Annotated in this window: 21 protein-coding genes; 20 read left to right on the top strand and 1 reads right to left on the bottom strand. The window is 32.4% G+C overall.

Annotated features, from left to right (window positions below):
* Positions 1-10 precede the first annotated feature (10 nt).
* The 11 genes from lepB (RYL55_RS03770) to RYL55_RS03720 all read left to right on the top strand — a co-directional run bounded on the left by lepB (RYL55_RS03770) (position 11) and on the right by RYL55_RS03720 (position 9,401).
* Entirely contained in the window at positions 11-628 is a 618-nt protein-coding gene (gene lepB, locus RYL55_RS03770) for a signal peptidase I (RefSeq protein ID WP_315007434.1), read from the top strand.
* Between the two features lie 15 nt (positions 629-643).
* Positions 644-1,231, top strand: coding sequence for a signal peptidase I (lepB, locus tag RYL55_RS03765; protein ID WP_315007432.1), 588 nt, complete (start codon positions 644-646; stop codon positions 1,229-1,231).
* Between the two features lie 200 nt (positions 1,232-1,431).
* The gene (locus RYL55_RS03760; protein ID WP_315007430.1) at positions 1,432-2,415 is read left to right on the top strand and encodes a mannose/fructose/sorbose PTS transporter subunit IIA; all 984 of its coding nucleotides are present in this window, start codon (positions 1,432-1,434) and stop codon (positions 2,413-2,415) included.
* A 12-nt stretch (positions 2,416-2,427) separates the two neighbouring features.
* Positions 2,428-3,237 (top strand): mannose/fructose/sorbose family PTS transporter subunit IIC, encoded by an 810-nt coding sequence (locus RYL55_RS03755; RefSeq protein WP_315007428.1) that lies wholly within the window; start codon positions 2,428-2,430, stop codon positions 3,235-3,237.
* Between the two features lie 15 nt (positions 3,238-3,252).
* Positions 3,253-4,167, top strand: a complete 915-nt coding sequence (locus RYL55_RS03750) for a PTS system mannose/fructose/sorbose family transporter subunit IID (RefSeq protein WP_315007426.1) — start codon at positions 3,253-3,255, stop codon at positions 4,165-4,167.
* Between the two features lie 99 nt (positions 4,168-4,266).
* Positions 4,267-4,629, top strand: a complete 363-nt coding sequence (locus RYL55_RS03745; protein ID WP_315007424.1) for a DUF956 family protein — start codon at positions 4,267-4,269, stop codon at positions 4,627-4,629.
* Positions 4,630-4,974: 345 nt separating this feature from the next.
* Complete coding sequence (locus tag RYL55_RS03740) at positions 4,975-5,943, top strand: ATP-binding cassette domain-containing protein (RefSeq protein ID WP_315007422.1); 969 nt, start codon at positions 4,975-4,977, stop codon at positions 5,941-5,943.
* Entirely contained in the window at positions 5,940-6,719 is a 780-nt protein-coding gene (locus RYL55_RS03735) for a hypothetical protein (protein ID WP_315007420.1), read from the top strand. Before RYL55_RS03740 ends, RYL55_RS03735 begins: the two co-directional genes overlap by 4 nt.
* 4 nt (positions 6,720-6,723) lie before the next feature.
* The gene (locus tag RYL55_RS03730; RefSeq protein ID WP_315007418.1) at positions 6,724-7,527 is read left to right on the top strand and encodes an ABC-2 family transporter protein; all 804 of its coding nucleotides are present in this window, start codon (positions 6,724-6,726) and stop codon (positions 7,525-7,527) included.
* Positions 7,528-7,650: 123 nt separating this feature from the next.
* Complete coding sequence (locus RYL55_RS03725) at positions 7,651-8,349, top strand: MgtC/SapB family protein (protein ID WP_315007416.1); 699 nt, start codon at positions 7,651-7,653, stop codon at positions 8,347-8,349.
* Between the two features lie 89 nt (positions 8,350-8,438).
* Positions 8,439-9,401 carry an ADP-ribosylglycohydrolase family protein gene (locus RYL55_RS03720; RefSeq protein WP_315007414.1) on the top strand — a complete coding sequence of 321 codons (963 nt, stop codon included), beginning with the start codon at positions 8,439-8,441 and terminating at the stop codon, positions 9,399-9,401.
* A gap of 8 nt (positions 9,402-9,409) precedes the next feature.
* On the opposite strand, the gene RYL55_RS03715 is transcribed toward RYL55_RS03720, so the two are convergent.
* Positions 9,410-9,664 carry a hypothetical protein gene (locus RYL55_RS03715; protein ID WP_315007412.1) on the bottom strand — a complete coding sequence of 85 codons (255 nt, stop codon included), beginning with the start codon at positions 9,662-9,664 and terminating at the stop codon, positions 9,410-9,412.
* A gap of 142 nt (positions 9,665-9,806) precedes the next feature.
* Here RYL55_RS03715 and ylqF point away from each other — a divergent pair, with 142 nt between their 5' ends.
* From ylqF to RYL55_RS03670, 9 genes are all read left to right on the top strand, one after another.
* Positions 9,807-10,664 carry a ribosome biogenesis GTPase YlqF gene (gene ylqF / locus RYL55_RS03710; RefSeq protein ID WP_315007409.1) on the top strand — a complete coding sequence of 286 codons (858 nt, stop codon included), beginning with the start codon at positions 9,807-9,809 and terminating at the stop codon, positions 10,662-10,664.
* 1 nt (position 10,665) lies between these two features.
* Positions 10,666-11,439, top strand: a complete 774-nt coding sequence (locus tag RYL55_RS03705; protein WP_315007407.1) for a ribonuclease HII — start codon at positions 10,666-10,668, stop codon at positions 11,437-11,439.
* A gap of 71 nt (positions 11,440-11,510) precedes the next feature.
* Entirely contained in the window at positions 11,511-12,377 is an 867-nt protein-coding gene (gene dprA, locus RYL55_RS03700; protein ID WP_315007405.1) for a DNA-processing protein DprA, read from the top strand.
* Positions 12,378-12,483: 106 nt separating this feature from the next.
* On the top strand, positions 12,484-14,553 hold the full coding sequence (gene topA / locus RYL55_RS03695; RefSeq protein WP_315007403.1) for a type I DNA topoisomerase: 2,070 nt from the start codon (positions 12,484-12,486) through the stop codon (positions 14,551-14,553).
* Positions 14,554-14,923: 370 nt separating this feature from the next.
* Positions 14,924-15,865: a tyrosine recombinase XerC gene (gene xerC, locus RYL55_RS03690; protein ID WP_315007401.1), complete on the top strand. Its 942-nt coding sequence runs from the start codon at positions 14,924-14,926 to the stop codon at positions 15,863-15,865.
* 11 nt (positions 15,866-15,876) lie between these two features.
* The gene (hslV, locus tag RYL55_RS03685) at positions 15,877-16,404 is read left to right on the top strand and encodes an HslVU peptidase proteolytic subunit (protein WP_006702671.1); all 528 of its coding nucleotides are present in this window, start codon (positions 15,877-15,879) and stop codon (positions 16,402-16,404) included.
* A gap of 11 nt (positions 16,405-16,415) precedes the next feature.
* Positions 16,416-17,822 carry an ATP-dependent protease ATPase subunit HslU gene (hslU, locus tag RYL55_RS03680; RefSeq protein ID WP_315007399.1) on the top strand — a complete coding sequence of 469 codons (1,407 nt, stop codon included), beginning with the start codon at positions 16,416-16,418 and terminating at the stop codon, positions 17,820-17,822.
* A 15-nt stretch (positions 17,823-17,837) separates the two neighbouring features.
* Complete coding sequence (gene codY, locus RYL55_RS03675) at positions 17,838-18,641, top strand: GTP-sensing pleiotropic transcriptional regulator CodY (RefSeq protein ID WP_314405093.1); 804 nt, start codon at positions 17,838-17,840, stop codon at positions 18,639-18,641.
* A gap of 316 nt (positions 18,642-18,957) precedes the next feature.
* Positions 18,958-19,170: ATP-binding cassette domain-containing protein (locus RYL55_RS03670; protein WP_314405098.1), on the top strand; the 213-nt coding region annotated here is incomplete at its 3' end.

Raw genomic sequence — 19,170 nt, 5'->3', positions numbered from 1 at the left:
AGGTTTTTCCATGGAAGAAGTAAGTTCATTTATTCCACGTAATATGCGTAAAAGAAAACTTCCTAAACCTACAATATGGGAAGAAATAATTAGTTGGTTAGGCTCTTTTGCCGTGTCCTTTGCCATTCTAGCATTGTTATTTATCTTTGTTGGCAAACCTTTTACGGTAAGTGGTCAATCAATGTATCCTACATTACATAATTCTGACCGTATGTTTATGTCAAAATTAGGGAAAATCAATCGTTTTGATGTAGTTGTATTACATGCTCCTGATCAAGATAAAGAGTATATTAAACGAGTAATCGGAATGCCTGGAGATACCATTGAAGTAAAAGAAGGAAAATTATACATTAATGGACAAGTAGTTGAACAACCGTTTATTAATAAAGAAATATTAATCAACAAGACAGTCTATATTGATGATTTTACTTTACAAGAATTAACGGGAGAATCAAAAGTTCCTGAAGGAAAATATTTTGTAATGGGAGATAATCGTGGTGTATCAAGAGATAGTCGTATGATAGGCTTTATTGATAGAACGGCAATCGAAGGAAAAGCAGTCTTTACGATTTGGCCGTATAATCGAATTGGTGGTCAAACGGATTATTCTTATTTATACTCTGAATAATAAGGAGGAATAGTAATGGAACAAGAAGAATATTATTCAAAACCATCTATACTATCCATTATTTGGTCATGGATATGGTCTTTTATTGTAGCTTTCATTATAGTTGGGGCAGTTTATATTTTCTTAGGAAGACCTTTTACAGTTAGTGGGGCTTCTATGTATCCAACATTACATAATGGAGATCGTATGATTTTATCCAAAATAGGAGATATTAATCGCTTTGATGTGGTCGTATTAAAAGCTCCGGATGAAAATGTTGAATATATTAAACGTGTTATTGGAATGCCTGGTGATACATTAGAAATGAAACAAGGTGTTCTTTATATCAACGGTAAAAAAATTGAACAACCTTTTATTAATACAGAGGCATTACAAAAACAGACGGTTTTTATTGATGACTTTACATTACAAAGTTTAATTGGCGAAACAAAGATTCCTGAAGGAAAATATTTTGTAATGGGTGACAATAGAGGGGTTTCAAGAGATAGCCGAATGATTGGACTGATAGATCGAAAGGCTATTGAAGGAAAAGCTGTTTTTACCATTTGGCCAATGAATCAATTTGGTGGACAAAAAAATTATTCTTATCTTTATACGGAATAAAAGTAATAAAACTGGATTTATAACATCCAGTTTTTTCTTTTTGTGGAATAATTTCGTAATAATTAAAGGGTAAAATATAGCATAAAAATACTTTAATGTTATATCCAATTTGTTTTCGTTTACAAATAGAAAAATAAATGATACACTCCTGTTAGTGTAAAACTGTATACACTAAATATTATATTATAGGAGGATATCTTATGGTTGGAATTATTATTGCAAGCCATGGTGAATTCGCTGCAGGTATTAAGCAATCTGGTTCAATGATTTTTGGTGAACAAGAAAAAGTTGAATCTGTTGTATTTTTGCCAAGTGAAGGCCCAGAGGATTTGCAAAGAAAATTGCAAGAAGCCATTGCAAAAGTTGATTCAGAAGAAATCTTATTCTTAGTCGATTTATGGGGCGGTAGTCCATTCAATCAAGCAAATAAATTGTTTGAAGAAGCTCCAGAACATCGTGCGATTGTCGCTGGATTAAACTTACCAATGCTAATCGAAGCGTATGCGAGTCGTTTATCAATGAACACTGCTCACGAAATTGCGCAAGCGATTGCTCCAACTGCAATTGATGGGGTAAAAGTTCGCCCTGAAGAATTGCAAAAGAAAGAAGAAGTATCTGAAAAACAAACGGTTGAATCAAAAGGTGCTATTCCAGAAGGAACAGTTTTAGGGGATGGAAAAATTAAGTTTGTATTAGCTCGTATTGATACTCGTTTACTTCATGGACAAGTTGCGACAAACTGGACTAAAGCAACAAATCCAAACCGTATTATCGTTGTTTCTGATTCAGTATCAAAAGACGATTTACGTAAAAAATTAATTGAACAAGCAGCTCCTCCTGGAGTACGTGCTCACGTTATCCCATTGGATAAATTAGTTCAAGTATATAACGATCCACGTTTTGGAGATACAAAAGCATTATTATTATTTGAAAATCCACAAGATGCTTTAGCAGTTATCGAAAAAGGTGTAGAAATTCCAGAATTGAATATTGGTTCTATGGCCCATTCAGTTGGAAAAATTCAAATTAATAATGTATTATCTGTTGACCAAGCAGATGTTGATACGTATAAAAAATTACGTGATTTAGGCGTAAAATTCGATGTTAGAAAAGTATCAGGAGATTCTCCTTCTGATTTATTCAAATTAATCGCTGCAAAAGCTGGCGAAGGATTAAGCATTTAATAGGAGGTCATTATGGATTTTAATATTGTAGCAATTATTGCAGTCCTAGTTGTTGCCTTTTTAGCTGGTATGGAAAGTATTTTAGACCAATTCCAATTCCATCAACCAATTATTGCATGTTCATTAATTGGATTAGCAACAGGACATTTAACTGAATGTATTATTTTAGGTGGAGCTTTACAATTATTAGCTTTAGGTTGGGCTAATATCGGTGCAGCGGTTGCTCCCGATGCAGCGTTAGCTTCAGTAGCATCTGCCATTATTTATGTAAAAGCCGGTGACTTCTCTACAGAAGGTCGTAACATTGCGATTGCAGCAGCTATCACTCTAGCAACTGTTGGTTTAGTAACAACTATGTTTGTTCGTACATTATCTGTTGTACTTGTTCACCAAGCTGATAGAGCAGCAGAACAAGGAAACTTCCGTGGTGTTGAATTTTGGCACTATGTAGCTTTAGCTACACAAGGTTTACGTATTGCAATTCCAGCAGGAGCTTTATTATTCATCCCTTCTGCAGCAGTACAAACTGCTTTAGGTTCATTACCAGCATGGTTTACTGGTGGTATGACTGTTGGTGGGGGAATGGTAGTAGCTGTAGGTTATGCAATGGTTATTAACTTAATGGCAACTAAAGAAGTATGGCCATTCTTCTTCTTAGGTTTTGCATTAGCACCAATTAAAGAATTAACATTAATTGCAACAGGTATTATCGGTTTAGCAATTGCTATCATTTACTTAAACTTACAAAAAAATAACTCAGGTGGTTCAGGATCAAATACTGGTTCAGGAGACCCACTTGGTGATATTTTAAATGATTACTAGAATGGAGGAACAGATATGTCAGAGAAAAAAGTTTCATTAACGAAAAGCGATCGTATTAGCGTTATGTTACGTTCTCAGTTCCTTCAAGGTTCATGGAACTATGAGCGTATGCAAAATGGTGGTTGGGCATTCTCATTAATCCCAGCACTTAAAAAATTATACCCTAACAAACAAGATGCAAGTGATGCTTTAAAACGTCACTTAGAGTTCTTTAATACTCACCCATATATTGCTGCTCCAATTCTTGGGGTAACATTAGCTCTTGAAGAAGAAAAAGCAAATGGAGCAGATATCGATGATGCTGCAATTCAAGGGGTTAAAGTTGGTATGATGGGACCTTTAGCAGGTATTGGGGATCCAGTATTCTGGTTTACAGTTCGTCCAATCCTTGGAGCAATTGCTGCTTCATTGGCAACTGGTGGTTCATTAATTGCACCATTATTCTTCTTTATTGCTTGGAACTTAATCCGTATCGGTTTCTTATGGTATACACAAGAAATTGGATATCAAAAAGGTTCTGAAATTACAAGTGACTTATCAGGTGGTATTTTACAAACAATCACTAAAGGTGCTTCAATCTTAGGGATGTTCGTAATGGGGATTTTAGTTCAACGTTGGACATCTATTAACTTCCCATTAGTGGTTGCTCGTGCTAAATTATCTGAAGGAGCATACATTCAATTCCCTGATGGAGCTGTTGATGGTTCAACATTACAAAAAATCTTATCTGCATTAGCAGGTGGTACATCATTATCTCCTGAAAAAGTTACTACATTACAAGACAACTTAAACCAATTAATTCCAGGTTTCGCTGCTTTATTATTAACATTCGCATGTATGTGGTTATTAAAACGTAAAGTAAGTCCAATTTTAATTATTTTTGCATTATTTGCATTAGGTATTCTTGGTCGTGTAACAGGAATTATGTAATAAGTTACGATTTTGAGATGAACAGATTTAAATGTCTGTTCATCTTTTTTTGTTTTATGGTAAAATAGATTTATCAGTTTAGTAAAAAAGGAGAATGGTATGGCACAGTCATTAAATACAAAAGTTATTTATACAACGAAAGCAAATGCATTTGTTGGTTGGATTGGAAATAAGCATGGTGATATTCTTGTTGGGGATAGAGCTTTTGAGTTTTATAATGAAAAAAATCCGGAGGATTATATTCAAATTCCTTGGAATGAGATTGAAAAGGTACGTGCGCAAATTTTCTTTAAGGATCGTTATATTCGTGGTTTCTTTATTGATACGAAATCTGCTGGTTCTTTTAATTTTGTTGTAAAAAATGCGGGTAAATGTTTAAAAGAAATGCGTACATTTGTTGGAGAAGAAAATATTGTACGTAGTAAACCATTGTTTACGATGAGGAATTTCTTCAAAAAGTAACTTTAGTTTTTGTAATGACTTCAAATATAGTAGTAAGGGACGGAAGCAGCCTTGCACTTGCAAGTCTCATTCCTAAAATTTGAGCCTAGGGTCTCAAATTTCCCCAATAAAAGTATCCTATTAGGATACTTTTATCATTACTACTATGAGAAGTCATTGGGGTGTGGAGCATAGAGAGCCTCTTCGTTTATGATGTTGTATAGTGACTTCTAAAATAGTAGTAAGGGACGGAAGCAGCCTCGCATTTGCGAGTCTCATATCATTACTACTATGAGAAGTCTTTGGTGGTGTGTGCATAGAGTGCCTGTACGGATAAAATTTTATTTATGATATATGGAGAAGAGTATGATTCGTTTTGAAAATGTATATAAAGAATATATAGATTCAGATATACAATTAAAAAAGTCTTTTACAGAAAAATTATTTACAAAAAAGGCAAAGAAAACAGTTATTCATGATTTAAATTTAGAAATTAACGAAGGGGAAATTGTTGGTTATATTGGTGAGAATGGTGCTGGAAAATCTACGACAATAAAGATGTTATTAGGAATTATCCCTGCAGATTCTGGTAATGTAACAGTTTTTGAAAAAGATTCGTTCAAGAATCGTCGAAAAAATGCTTCTGAAATTGGAGTTATGTTTGGACAGAAATCTCATCTCTGGTGGGATTTACCATTGTTAGATTCTTTCAAATTTTTACAAAAAATTTATTCTAAAACCTCTGTTGAAGATGATAAATGGTTAGAATGGTTAATAAATGAATTAGAGGTAAGAGCATATATTAATCAACCAGTACGAGAACTTTCTTTAGGACAACGTATGCGTGGAGAATTTGTTTGTGCTTTGCTTCATTCTCCTAAGTTAGTCATTTTAGATGAACCTACAATTGGTATTGATGTTCAAACAAAACAAAAAATGATGGAAATTATTTTAAAAGTTAATGAGCAAAAAAATACGACATTCATGATTACCAGTCATGACTTTCAAGAGATTGAGAAAGTTTGTCAAAGAATTATTATTCTGAACAAAGGCATCAATGCATATCAAGGAAGTATTGATGAGTTTAAAAACCAATATTCTTATTTGAAAAAAGTTATCATTTATCACGAACAAGGACAGCATGAATTGATAGAGAATTCAACTATAAAAGTATTAGCAAAGAATATTTTTTCTACTGAATATTTTTTTGATACTCGTGAAATTTCAGAAGAATTAGCTATTGAATTTATTCAAAATAATTATCATGCTGATAAGTTAGAAGTTGTTCATTTAAGTTTATCTGAATTAATGACGGTAAAGAGGGTGTTAGAATGAAAGGTTTATTAGCATACATACTTTACCAGTTTAAGTCTAGTAAAAAATATCGCATGAATAATGTCATGACGATTATGAGTACATTTATCGCTATTGTAATTCAATATTATATTTGGACATATGTTGAAAAAACGAATGGAATGAATACACAACAAATTATTATTTATTCTATGTTTGCTTTAACATTATCGTCTTTATTACCTTTATTTTCTTCAGCTGATTTTATGAATCATATTATTTTAAAGGGAACAATAGCTAATTATTTACAGCGTCCACAAATGCTGTTTCTAGTCAATTCCTCTATTCAAATTGGAAATAGTTTTTATAAAATTATTTATCGAATTATTCCAATTTGGGTTATTTATATTATTTTTTTCAAAATAAATCTCATAACTGTGAATGGTGTTCTTTTGTTGGCATTACTTTCTTTATGTTTTAGTTGGATACTTTCATTAATTATTGGTCATATTATAGGATTACTTTCTCCGTATTTAATTAGTATAAATGGAACTAAAAGTTTAATTTCTGGCTTAATATTATTACTTGGAGGGGGAGTTTTACCGATAGATATTTATCCTGAACCCTTAAGATTAATTGTATTAAAACTGCCTTTTGTTGCATTACAATATTTTCCTAGTGCAATATTAAGTGGAAGTCAATTATTTTCTTATACGACTGCACTTTTAATTCAATTCTGTTGGATTCTTTTCTTTCTCTTAGTTTTATTCATTGTACAAAAAAGAGTCTACTCAAAACTTGAAATTATGGGAGGGTAACATAATGATTCGTTCGTTAAAATTTTATAGAAAAATTTATACTGAATTTATAAGAATGGATATCAAACGAATAATGATGTATCCTATTGATTTTATTTTAGGAAATATGGGCTTTTTTTTAGAAACAATTTCAACCTTATTTGTTCTTTATATTATTGTTATGAATACAGGATTTTTAGGTGAGTTTAGTGGATACGAAGTGTTATTTTTTTATTCTTACTTGATGTTAGTAAATGCGTTATGGGAGATTTTCTTTGTAACTGTACTTGAAATTCCATATATGATTCAAAGTGGAGAGTTAGATATTTTCTTAGTAAGACCCTTAAATATTTTATTTCAATTTATTATTTTTCAACTAGATGAAGAATCTGTATTTGAAACGGTAGTAGCTTTATTGTTATTAATAGGATCAATCACTCAAATATCTGGCTTATGGACAGTTATCTTCTTTATTAAATTATTTTTCTTTATACTTTCTTCTATTTTTGTTAGATATACTATTTATTTATTTTTAAGTACTACTGCATTTTGGTGGGTATCAAATGATGGGCTTAAAAGTATTTTTTGGGAAGTTTCTCAACTTGCCAATTATCCAATTTCAATTTATCCTCAATGGTTAAAAGCTGTATTAATGATTATACCATTTAGTTTTATAGGATATTTTCCTGTACATGAGTTATTACTAAGTACTAATCGATTTACTTTAGAAACATTAATGAATGTTAGTTCAGGATGGATTATTTTTTATTTAGTTTATCAATTCTTTTGGAAACAAGGGCTAAAGAAATATCAAAGTATTGGTGGTTAAATCCATGTAAAAAAGCTAAAATATTATGTCACCCACAGCGTTCAGCTTGACTTTTTCTTTGAAAAATTATACGATTGAATACATTCTATGGGAATGGTATTTAGTAGACAAAGGAGAAGTTAAATGGATCAAATATTTGTACATCAATTTGATGCTTTGTTAGAATTACGTCATTTTTTATCCATTATTATTGCATGTTTATGCGGATGGGCGATTGGTTATGAACGTAAATCACGTAATAAACAGGCTGGGGTGAAAACCCATGTCATTGTTGCACTAGCTTCTGCTTTAATGATGATTGTTTCCAAAGAAGCTTTTTGGGAAACTCCTGACGCAGCAGATACTACTCGTATTGCTGCTCAAGTAGTTAGTGGTATCAGTTTTATCGGTGGTGGTATTATCTATATGCGTGATATGCGTGTTAGTGGTGTAACAACTGCTGCTGGTTTATGGGCAACTTCTGGGATTGGAATGGCAATAGGTGGAGGCTTCTGGTTCTTTGGAAGTGCGTGTTGTGCAGTTGTAGTAATTGTTCAATTATTAACGCATCGTAAAATTAGTGTGAATCGACAAATGTATCAATTAAATATTACTGGTATCATTAGTCACTTAAATGTTATACATGATATTCATCGTCACTGTAATTTAAAACAATATCAATCTTCCAATGTAGAAGTAAAGAAAGCTGAGGAAGGTTACGAGCTTTATATTCAAATTGATAATGATGCTCGTGTTTTTGTTCAAGATTTTAAAAAGACAATTCAAGAAAAGGGAATTGATTTTAAAATTAAGAAAGTTAAATTTAAAGCAACAATGGGATAATCAATATTAGGAAGTCTTGAAGGAGTAGGATAGCTCACTTCAAGGCTTTTTATTTATGTTATAATAGGGTAAAAGGAGGATCCAATTGTATGGATAAACAGGAGAATCTAGAATCGTTAAGAACGATGATTTCAGCTGTTATTTATGGTCTTGTTGTTGGAGATGCGTTAGGAGTTCCAGTGGAGTTTGAAAAAAGAGATACTTATAGCATTACAGATATGGTAGGTTATGGAACTTATAACCAACCTCCTGGAACATGGTCTGATGATACTTCATTGACATTAGCCTTAATGGAACATTTAGGTGAAAAATCAGATTTAAGTATCTTAATGGATAAATTTGTATCTTATCGTGATGGCTATTTAACACCTTTTGGATATTTTTTTGATATAGGTATTGCAACAAATGAAGCTATTGAGAGATATTTATCAGGGATTTCACCAGAAGTGTGTGGTGGGAAAGATGAGAGGTCTAATGGTAATGGAGCTTTAATGAGAATTTCTCCTTTAGTTTTTCTATTGTTGAAAAATTTTAATCTAATAAATCAAGTTAAAGTCATTAAAAAATATACGACAGTAACTCATGGGCATCCAAGGTCTATTGTTGCCTCGATTATCTATCTTTTTCTATTAAAAGATATGCTATTTAATGACTCACTTCCAGAAGTATTAGATTCCGTTCAAATAAAATTAGAAGAAATATTTAGCCAAAATTCTGAGTACTGGGAAGAATATGAAAATCATTTTAAGGAAATTTTTGATGAAGAATTTTATCATAAAAGCCGTGAGGAAATCAAATCTACAGGTTATGTGGTGGACACACTGAAAGCTTGTTTATGGTGTGTAGGAACAACGAATAGTTTTAAAGATGCTGTTTTAAAAGCCGTTAATCTTGGAGAAGATACAGACACAATTGCTGCCATTACAGGTACACTAGCTGGAGCTAAATATTCTTTTGAATCCATTCCTAAAGAATGGATAGAAAAATTAGTCAATAAAGCCTTAATAGAAGAAAAGTGCGAACAATTATTTAATGGAATAATTGAACCTTAATAAGCGTATCATTTATTTTTCAAGTAAAAATATAGCAACACATCTAACACTTTCGTAATTATCCATAAAATAATGGCATAATAAAAGAAATAGAAGAAATAAGAAATACTGACGATGATGCCTAATAAGACAAAAATAACAATGGAAAATATCCAAAATAGTTTTAGATATAGTAATAGTTTTTCACGAATAAAAAATTCTTCATTACTTAATGTTGATTGAGGTCCATCGAACTTATCGATTAGTTGAATCAATTTTTTCATATTTTCTTCCTTTCAAAATAAAAATAGTATTGTGATTATACACTAAAAGTTCGCTTGTGACTATGAATAATTTTGAAATAAAAAAGGAGTATGTTAAAATAATTCAGAATAAAGTTACAAGTAGTAAGAAAGGGTGAAATTGATGGCAACGATACAATGGTATCCTGGACATATGGCAAAAGCTAAAAGAGAAGCAATTGAAAAACTAAAGTTAGTAGATGTTGTAATTGAATTAGTGGATGCACGTATCCCGGAATCAAGTCGTAATCCAATCGTAAATGAGATTAAAGGACAAAAGAAACAATTAATGCTATTAAATAAAACGGATTTAGCCGATCCTATTCAAACAAAGAAATGGATGAACTATTATCAAGAAGAAGGTATTGAAGTTTTAACAGTTGAAGCTAAAGATGGTAAGGGCTTGAATCAAGTAAAAGCAGCGATTAAAGCATTGATGGCTGAAGAATTTGAAAAATTAGCCGCAAAAGGCGTTCGTCCTCGTCCGATTCGTTTAATGGTCTTAGGAATTCCAAACGTTGGAAAATCAACATTTATTAATCGAATGATTCAAAAAAATCAAGCTGAAACCGCGAATCGTCCTGGAGTTACGAAAGGACAACGTTGGTTAAAAATTGGTAATGATTTTGAGTTATTAGATACGCCTGGTATTTTATGGCCAAAATTTGATAATCAAGAGATTGGGAATAAATTAGCTGTAACAGGAGCTATTAAAGATTCTTTATTACATATGGATGATGTGGCGTTATTTGCGATTAATATTTTTAGAACTTACTATACAGATGCTTTAAGAAAGCCTTATGGGTTAAGTGAATCTGATTTAGAATTATCTGATGTGGATTTATTATTACTCATTACGAAAAAGTTAGGATTCAAAGATGATTACGAACGTGCAAGTGAGCGTATTATTTTTGACATTCGTGGTGGTAAATTAGGTCGATATACATTAGATACTGCACCAATTAGTTTGGAAGGTGTATAAAATGACTGAAAAATATACCATTAGTCAGATTAAAGAAATCCTAAGTTCCATTCATACTATTGAAGATCCCATGTTTCAACAATTAAGTTTAGATATGAGAAAAGGAGTACAAACAGCCCTCAAATCGTGTCAAAAAAGAATTGAAAAAGAACAAAAACGTGCAGAACATTTTATTGAGATGCAATATTATGAGAGATTAGCTTATCAAGAAGGTGCTAGTTTTATTGCAGGTGTTGATGAAGTGGGACGTGGTCCATTAGCAGGGCCTGTAGTAGCTGCAGCAGTTATTTTACCGAAAAATATTGAAGATTTAGGATTTGATGATTCCAAAAAATTATCTGCTTCTAAACGAGAAGAAATTTATCGACTCATTCAAGAAAAAGCTATTGCCATTGGTATTGGAATTGTGGATGCAGATATTATTGACCAAGTCAATATTTATCAAGCTAGTCGTTTAGCAATGCAACAAGCAGTTAGTGAATTAAAGATTCAACCGGATTATTTATTAATTGATGCGATGAAAATTGATGTGAATACACCTCAAATTGGCATCATTAAAGGAGATGCCAAGAGTATATCGATTGCAGCAGCTAGTATTGTTGCAAAACAAGTACGTGATCAAATGATGCAAGAATTTGATGAATTATATCCTGGCTATGATTTTTCTAATAATGCAGGTTATGGAACGCCAAAACACTTGGAAGGATTACATACAAAAGGAATTTGTCCAATTCATCGAAAAACTTTTGCTCCAATTAAAGATTTTTTACAATAAAAAAATATTTTTATCCTTTTTTTTCGTATATAACAAGTAGAAATGTTATTTCGAGAAAGAAGGTTATTTTTATGGAATGGACAAGACGAACATTAATGATTGCTCTAGCAATGAGGGATAAAGGGAGTAGTCAACAAAGATGGGAGTTGTATCAACATTTATGTCAAAATGAATGGACAGAAGGTACTTTTACACTAGAAGCAATTCATCAGGAATTAAGTTTAGAAGAGATTGATTGGCTAAGGAATACAGATTTTGCCAGTTTGGAATTACAGTATCGAAAAGAAGGGATACATTTTTTGATGTACGAAGATGCTTTGTATCCAAAACGTTTAAAAGAAATTTATTTGCCACCAATTGTGTTATTTTATAAAGGACGATTGGAGTTATTTAATCGTTTATCCATAGGAATTGTTGGAGCAAGAAATCATACAGAATATAGCAAAGAAGCGTTAGAATATTTACTACCCGATATACTTGAAAGAAAAGTATCTATTATTAGTGGACTAGCCAGAGGAGTAGATAGTTTAGCACATCAACTTACGTTAGATTTAAATGGTGAAACGATTGCGGTTATTGGAAATGGCATTAATATTTGCTATCCTAAGGAAAATCAAAGTTTATATGATGCAATAGGGAAAAAAGGACTAATACTGTCTGAATATCCATTAGATAGTCCACCTTTAAAATTTCATTTTCCTTATCGAAATCGAATCATTGCAGGATTAAGCCATGGATTATGCGTGATTGAAGCGAAACTGCATAGTGGAAGTTTAATTACGGCTAATGTTGCTTTAAGTGAAAATCGTCAAGTATTTGCTTTGCCTGGTAATATTACAAGTGAATATTCAAAAGGGACAAATGAACTGATTACTGCTGGAGCATTTCCGATAAGAAATGCGAATGATATTTTAGATTCTCTTCATTATTTTCTATAAAATTTTAAATAGTTTAGTTTTTTGATTTGACAAACAAACTTTCGTTCGCTATGATGAATAACGATTATTGAAAACAAGCATATACTTCTGTGAAGGGAGTTTCGATATGGTTAAGAAAAACTTGGTGATTGTCGAATCACCAACAAAAGCGAAAACAATTGAAAGATATTTAGGGAAAAATTTTAAAGTAGTGGCAAGTAAAGGTCACTTACGTGATTTACCGAAAAGTAAAATGGGAATTGATATTGAAAATCAGTATCAGCCTCATTATATTTCTATTCGTGGAAAAGGGGATTTAATCAAATCTTTGAAAAAAGAGGCGAGTAAAGCCGATGCTGTTTACCTTGCAAGTGACCCGGATAGAGAAGGGGAAGCTATTTCATGGCATTTAGCACATTTATTAGGATTAGATACGACTAAACCGATTCGTGTAGAATTTAATGAGATTACAAAGGATGCTGTAAAAGAAGCCTTTAAAAATCCAAGAAATTTAGATATGGATTTAGTTGATGCACAACAAGCTCGACGTATTTTAGACCGCCTAGTAGGATATACAATTTCTCCAATTTTATGGAAAAAAGTTAAAAAAGGCTTAAGTGCTGGTCGTGTACAAAGTATCGCTGTAAAATTAATTATCGATCGAGAAAGAGAAATTCAATCTTTTGTTCCAGAAGAATATTGGACTTTAGATGCGACTTTCCAAAAATCAACAAAGAAATTTTCAGCTAGTTATTATGGAACAACTGCTGAAAAAGTTGAATTAAAATCTCAAGATGAAGTGAATCAAGTATTGAAAGAAATTGATGAAAAATCACCATTTACTGTTCAAAAAGTTACGAAAAAAGAAAGAAGAAGAAATCCTGCTGCACCATTTACAACAAGTAGCTTGCAACAAGATGCTTCCAATAAATTAAACTTTAGAACTCGTAAAACAATGATGGTTGCTCAACAATTGTATGAAGGGGTATCGCTAGGAAGACAAGGTTCAGTCGGTTTAATTACGTATATGCGTACTGATTCAACTCGTATTTCTCAAACTGCTAAAGACGAAGCAAAATCTTATATTTTATCTGAGTTTGGTAGTGAATATTCAAACTCAACACGTTCCACAAAAGTTTCTGAAGGAGCTCAAGATGCCCACGAAGCGATTCGTCCTTCATCTGTTATGAGAACTCCTGATTCTATTGCGTCTTATTTAACAAAAGATCAATTAAAATTATATACATTAATTTGGTCTAGATTTGTGGCAAGTCAAATGTCTGCAGCTGTTTATGATACGGTTCAAGTTGAATTAGAGCAAAATCAACAAGTATTTAAAGCAAATGGTTCTACCATTAAATTTGCTGGATATCAAAAAGTGTATCAAGATAATGCCGATTCTAAAAAATCTAATGTTTTACCTGAATTAGTGGAGGGAGATACAGTATCTGTTCAAAAATTAGAGCCAGAGCAACACTTTACTCAACCACCTGCAAGATATTCAGAAGCAACTTTAATTAAAACATTAGAAGAAATTGGAGTTGGACGTCCTTCAACTTATGCGCCAACGATTGAAACAATTCAAAAACGTTATTATGTCAAATTGGTAACGAAACGTTTTGAGCCAACAGAATTGGGAGAAATTGTTCATCAAATAATTCAAAATTATTTCCCGAATATTGTAGATACAAGATTTACTGCTGAAATGGAATCAGAATTAGATCAAATTGAAGCAGGTAAACAAGAGTGGGTTCAAGTAATCGATCGTTTCTATCAACCGTTTAAAGCTGAAGTGGATAAAGCGGAAATTCAAATTGAGAAAGTTCAAATTAAAGATGAACCTGCAGGATTTAACTGTGAAGTTTGTGGAAATCCAATGGTGATTAAATTAGGACGTTTTGGAAAGTTCTATGCTTGTAGTAATTTCCCTGATTGTCGTCATACTGCAGCGATTGTAAAAGAGATTGGGGTAACTTGTCCGCATTGTCATCAAGGGCATGTGATTGAGCGAAAATCGAAGAAGAATCGTTTATTCTATGGGTGTGATCGTTATCCTGAATGCGAATTTGTCTCATGGGATAAACCAGTAGGGAGAGATTGTCCGAAATGTTCTCACTATCTTGTAGAAAAGAAAGTAAAAAGTGGCAAACAAATTGTATGTAGCCAATGCGATTATAAAGAAGAAATTCAAAAATAATGATGATGAGAAGAAGCCGCAGGGCTTCTTTTTTTCGTAATAATCCAAGAGATAAATAATTCTTTTTGGGTAGTTTAGGACGCTAGCAGCCACCTTTGGTGTCTCATAGCTTAAATTTGAGCCTTGGTCTCAAATTTACCTGTAATAGTTTCTGCTATCGCAAATCCTATTACTATAACTACAAAAAGAATTATTTATCTCTTGGATTACAGTTAGATTCTAATACTAACTGATAAAAGAAATTCTTCCCTAATCAAAAATAAAAAGGAGATTTTTTTTGTAGTGAAAATTGTTTGAAAAATTTTGACAATTTAGTTGTCAGTTATTAGAAACTATGCTACAGTTTTATACGGAGAAAGGATGTCGTTAAATGGAAGAACAATTTCATGCATTTATTCAATATTTAACAGTCGAGAGAAGATATTCGATAAAAACAGTCGAAGCGTATCAACGAGATATTGAACAATTTTTGAGATTTTTAAGAGAAATTCCATTAACACAATTATCAGAAGTTACAGCCGTGGACGTGCGAATTTATCTTGGAAAATTACATCAGCAACAATATAATCGTTCCAGTATCTCACGATTTTTATCAAGCCTTCGTTCGTTCTATCAATACTTATTAGAACATGAACTTGTTGAAGAAAATCCGTTTGCAAGTGTTTCTTATAAAAAAGGCCAAAAACGACTTCCTGAATTTTTTTATGAAGATGAGATGGAAAAATTTATTGCTTCCATTGATGGAAATCAGCCTTTAGACCAACGTAATCGTGCGTTAATTGAAGTATTATATGCTACAGGGATGCGAGTGAGTGAATTAACTGAATTAACTTTACAGCAATTAGATTTAAAAAATGGCGTTATTTTAGTCATAGGGAAAGGTTCAAAAGAACGTTATGTTCCAATCGGAGATTTTGCTACTGAAGCTTTACAGCTTTATTTAGAAGCAAGTCGTTCTTCTTTAATGAGCCAATATAATAAAGAACATGCTTCTGTATTCGTGAATCATTTAGGCGATCCGATAACAACAACAGGTGTTCGATATATTTTAAATCAATTATTACAAGAAAGTGGATTACAATTGAAAATTCATCCGCATATGTTGAGACATACTTTTGCGACTCATTTATTAAATAATGGAGCAGATATGAAAACTGTTCAAGAATTATTAGGGCACGTTAGTTTAAGCTCTACTCAAATTTATACACATGTCACAAAAGATGCTTTACAACAAAATTATCAATTATATTTTCCAAGAGCAAAACAAGAGGAAGATACTTTTGATGCATCCAAATTTAATCATAAACCATAGGAGGTTTTGAAATGACAACAATATGTGCCGTTAAAAAAGGAAATCAATCTGCTATTGCAGGTGACGGTCAAATTACCATGGGTGAAAGAATCATTATGAAAGGTAGCGCTAGAAAAATTAGACGTATTTTTGGTGGTGAAGTAGTCGTTGGGTTTGCTGGTGGGGTTGCAGATGCGATTACGTTAGAAGAAATGTTTGAAGACCAATTAAAGCAATTTAAAGGGAATTTGCAACGTGCAGCTATTGAACTAGCAAAACAATGGAGAACTGACCGTACCTTACAAAAATTAGAAGCGATGCTAATTGTAATGAATAAAGATCAATTATTATTAGTTTCAGGTACAGGTGAAGTGATTGAACCAGATGATGGGATTTTAACAATTGGTTCAGGTGGAAACTTTGCTTTATCAGCTGCTAGAGCTTTATTACGATTTGGGGATGAAAATTTAAGTGCAGAAGATATTGCAAGAGAAAGTTTAAAAGTAGCTTCAGAAATTGATGTGTATACAAATGATGCAATTATTACAGAAGTAGTATAGGAGACGGGAAAATGAATTCAAAAATTAGTAAGACACCTAGAGAGGTCGTACAAGAATTAGACCAATTTATTGTAGGTCAAGCTAGTGCAAAACGTGCTTTAGCAGTTGCTCTACGTAATCGTTATCGTCGATTATTATTAGATGAAGAAATGCAAAAAGAAGTGACACCAAAAAACTTATTAATGATTGGACCAACAGGTGTAGGGAAAACAGAATTAGCGAGACGTTTAGCAAAATTAGTGGATGCACCATTTGTTAAAGTAGAAGCTACTAAATTTACAGAAGTGGGATATGTTGGTCGTGATGTAGAATCGATGGTTCGTGATTTAGTTGAAAATGCGATTAGTATTGTTCAGAAACAAAAGCAAGAAGATGTACGTCCGCAAGCTTATGATAAAGCTGTACGTAAATTAGCCAAAATTCTAAAACCTGGAATCATGAAAAAAGTGGCAAATCCTCAACAAGATTCTCTAATGAATTTATTCCAATCAATGGGCTTACCAAAAACAGACCTACCACAAGAGGAAAAAGAAGAAGTAACAGAGGAAATTGCTGCATCAAGACGTGAAATTGAGCAACAATTGAGAAATGGTTTATTAAAAAATCAAGAAGTTACGATTGAAGTAGAAGAAAAACCATTACGTATGGCAGGCAATTCGAATGGAATGGAGCAAATGATGCAAATCCAATCCATGTTAGACCAAATGACACCTAAAAAACGTTCAAAACGTACAGTTAGTGTAGAAGAAGCGTTAGATATTTTAACGGAACAAGAAGCTGATCAATTAGTGAATAAAGATGATGTACATGCAGAGGCATTAAAATTAGCAGAAACATCAGGAATTATTTTTATTGATGAGATTGATAAAATTGCTGCAAAAGGACATAATGGCGGGGAAGTTTCTAGAGAAGGGGTTCAAAGGGATATTTTACCTATTGTAGAAGGAAGCCAAGTTCAAACTAAATATGGTGCCATTCAAACAGATCATATTTTATTTATTGCTTCAGGAGCCTTCCATGTTGCTAAACCAAGCGATTTAATGCCTGAATTACAAGGTCGTTTCCCAATTCGTGTAGAATTACAAGATTTATCAAAAGAAGATTTTGAACGTATTTTAACAGAACCTAAAAATGCTCTATTAAAACAATATAAAGCATTATTGGCTACTGAAAATGTTGAAGTTATCTTTACAAAAGAAGCTGTGTCAGCACTTGCTAGAACAGCTTTTGAAGTGAATAGTAATATGGAAAATATTGGCGCAAGAAGATTGCATACGATTCTAGAAACTTTATTAGAAGAATTATTATTTGAAGCTCCTCAAATGCAAATGGGAAGTATTCAAATTACAGAGCAATATGTCGAATCAAAATTAAATACGATTACAGCTGATCGTGATTTAACTCGTTATATTTTATAGGAAGGAGAGAAAACATTGCAACAAGTACTAAAGGATTTAAGAAAAATCAATACGGTTTTACAATATGATAATTTATGGACATTAGATGAAAAAGCTGATTTACCATTTAATACTTTATGTGGTGTATTAGGAACACTATTGAAAGTAGATTTATTTATTGCTTCACCAGAAGGAAGAATTTTAGGGGTGCATGATCAATTCGAGTTAAATAATGCTCGTATGCATGAATATGTTTCAACAAGACAATTTCCTGATTTTTATATGAATGCTTTGAATTCTATTGAAACAAATTTAGAAAATATTTCAGTAGATGCTGAATTAACGATTTTTCCAGTAGAGTTGAAACAGGAATATCTTGAAGCAAAAACAACGATTATTCCAATATACGCTTCTGGGAACCGTTTAGGATTTGTTGTGATGGGGAAAGCTAAAGAATCGTTTTCAGCGGGAGATTTGATTTTAGCAGAGCATGCAGCAACCGCAATTGGAACCGAGTTATTGCACTGGCAAACAAAACGAATTGAACAAGAAAACCGTGAAAAACAAAATGTTCATTTAGCGTTAAAATCTCTTTCTTATAGTGAAATTGAAGCGATAAAAATTATTTTATCTTTATTTGAAGGAATTGAATTACGATTTACAGCATTGAAAATTGCCAAAGAGTTTGATATCACACGTACGGTTATTGTAAATGCGATTCGTAAACTAGAATCTGCAGGGGTACTTGAAAGTAGAAGTTTAGGAACAAAAGGAACATTTTTACGAATCAAGAACCAACACATTCATCAAGCATTGAATGCTGAATTAGCTAATTTATAAGTAAAAGGGAATAACATACCAAAAAAACTAGGTTATTCCTTTTTGGTTACGTATATTTAAAATTTTTAGTAGGAGAACGCTATTAAACTTAAAAGATAGGAAGAAAGATCTTATTTGTTTGTGAGGTCGCCAGCAGCCTCGCAAGCGAGTCTCATGTACTTTCACAACAAAACTATTTTTATTCCTATCTTTTGTTACGTGTTTAAATGGCTTTTTGTCAAATAGGATTGGTGGATTTTCCCATCAACCATATAGAGTATAGAACCAATATAGTATTATTAATTCTAAGATGACAATGGGATCAGGAGGAATTGTTATGGGTAATAATGTAGCTGTTAAAGTCTCAAACCTTTCAAAAGAGTTTTTGTTAGGACAAGACAAAACTGTTTCTATTTTGAAAGATATTTCTTTATCTGTCAATTATGGAGATTTTGTATCAATACTTGGTGTCAGCGGTTCTGGGAAGTCTACTTTACTAAGTTGCTTATCAAGTTTATCTGAACCAACAAGTGGCGAAGTTGTTATCAAT

Source organism: uncultured Granulicatella sp. (assembly GCF_963515615.1).
GTDB lineage: Bacteria > Bacillota > Bacilli > Lactobacillales > Aerococcaceae > Granulicatella.
This window is presented reverse-complemented; position numbering and strand designations above follow the sequence as displayed.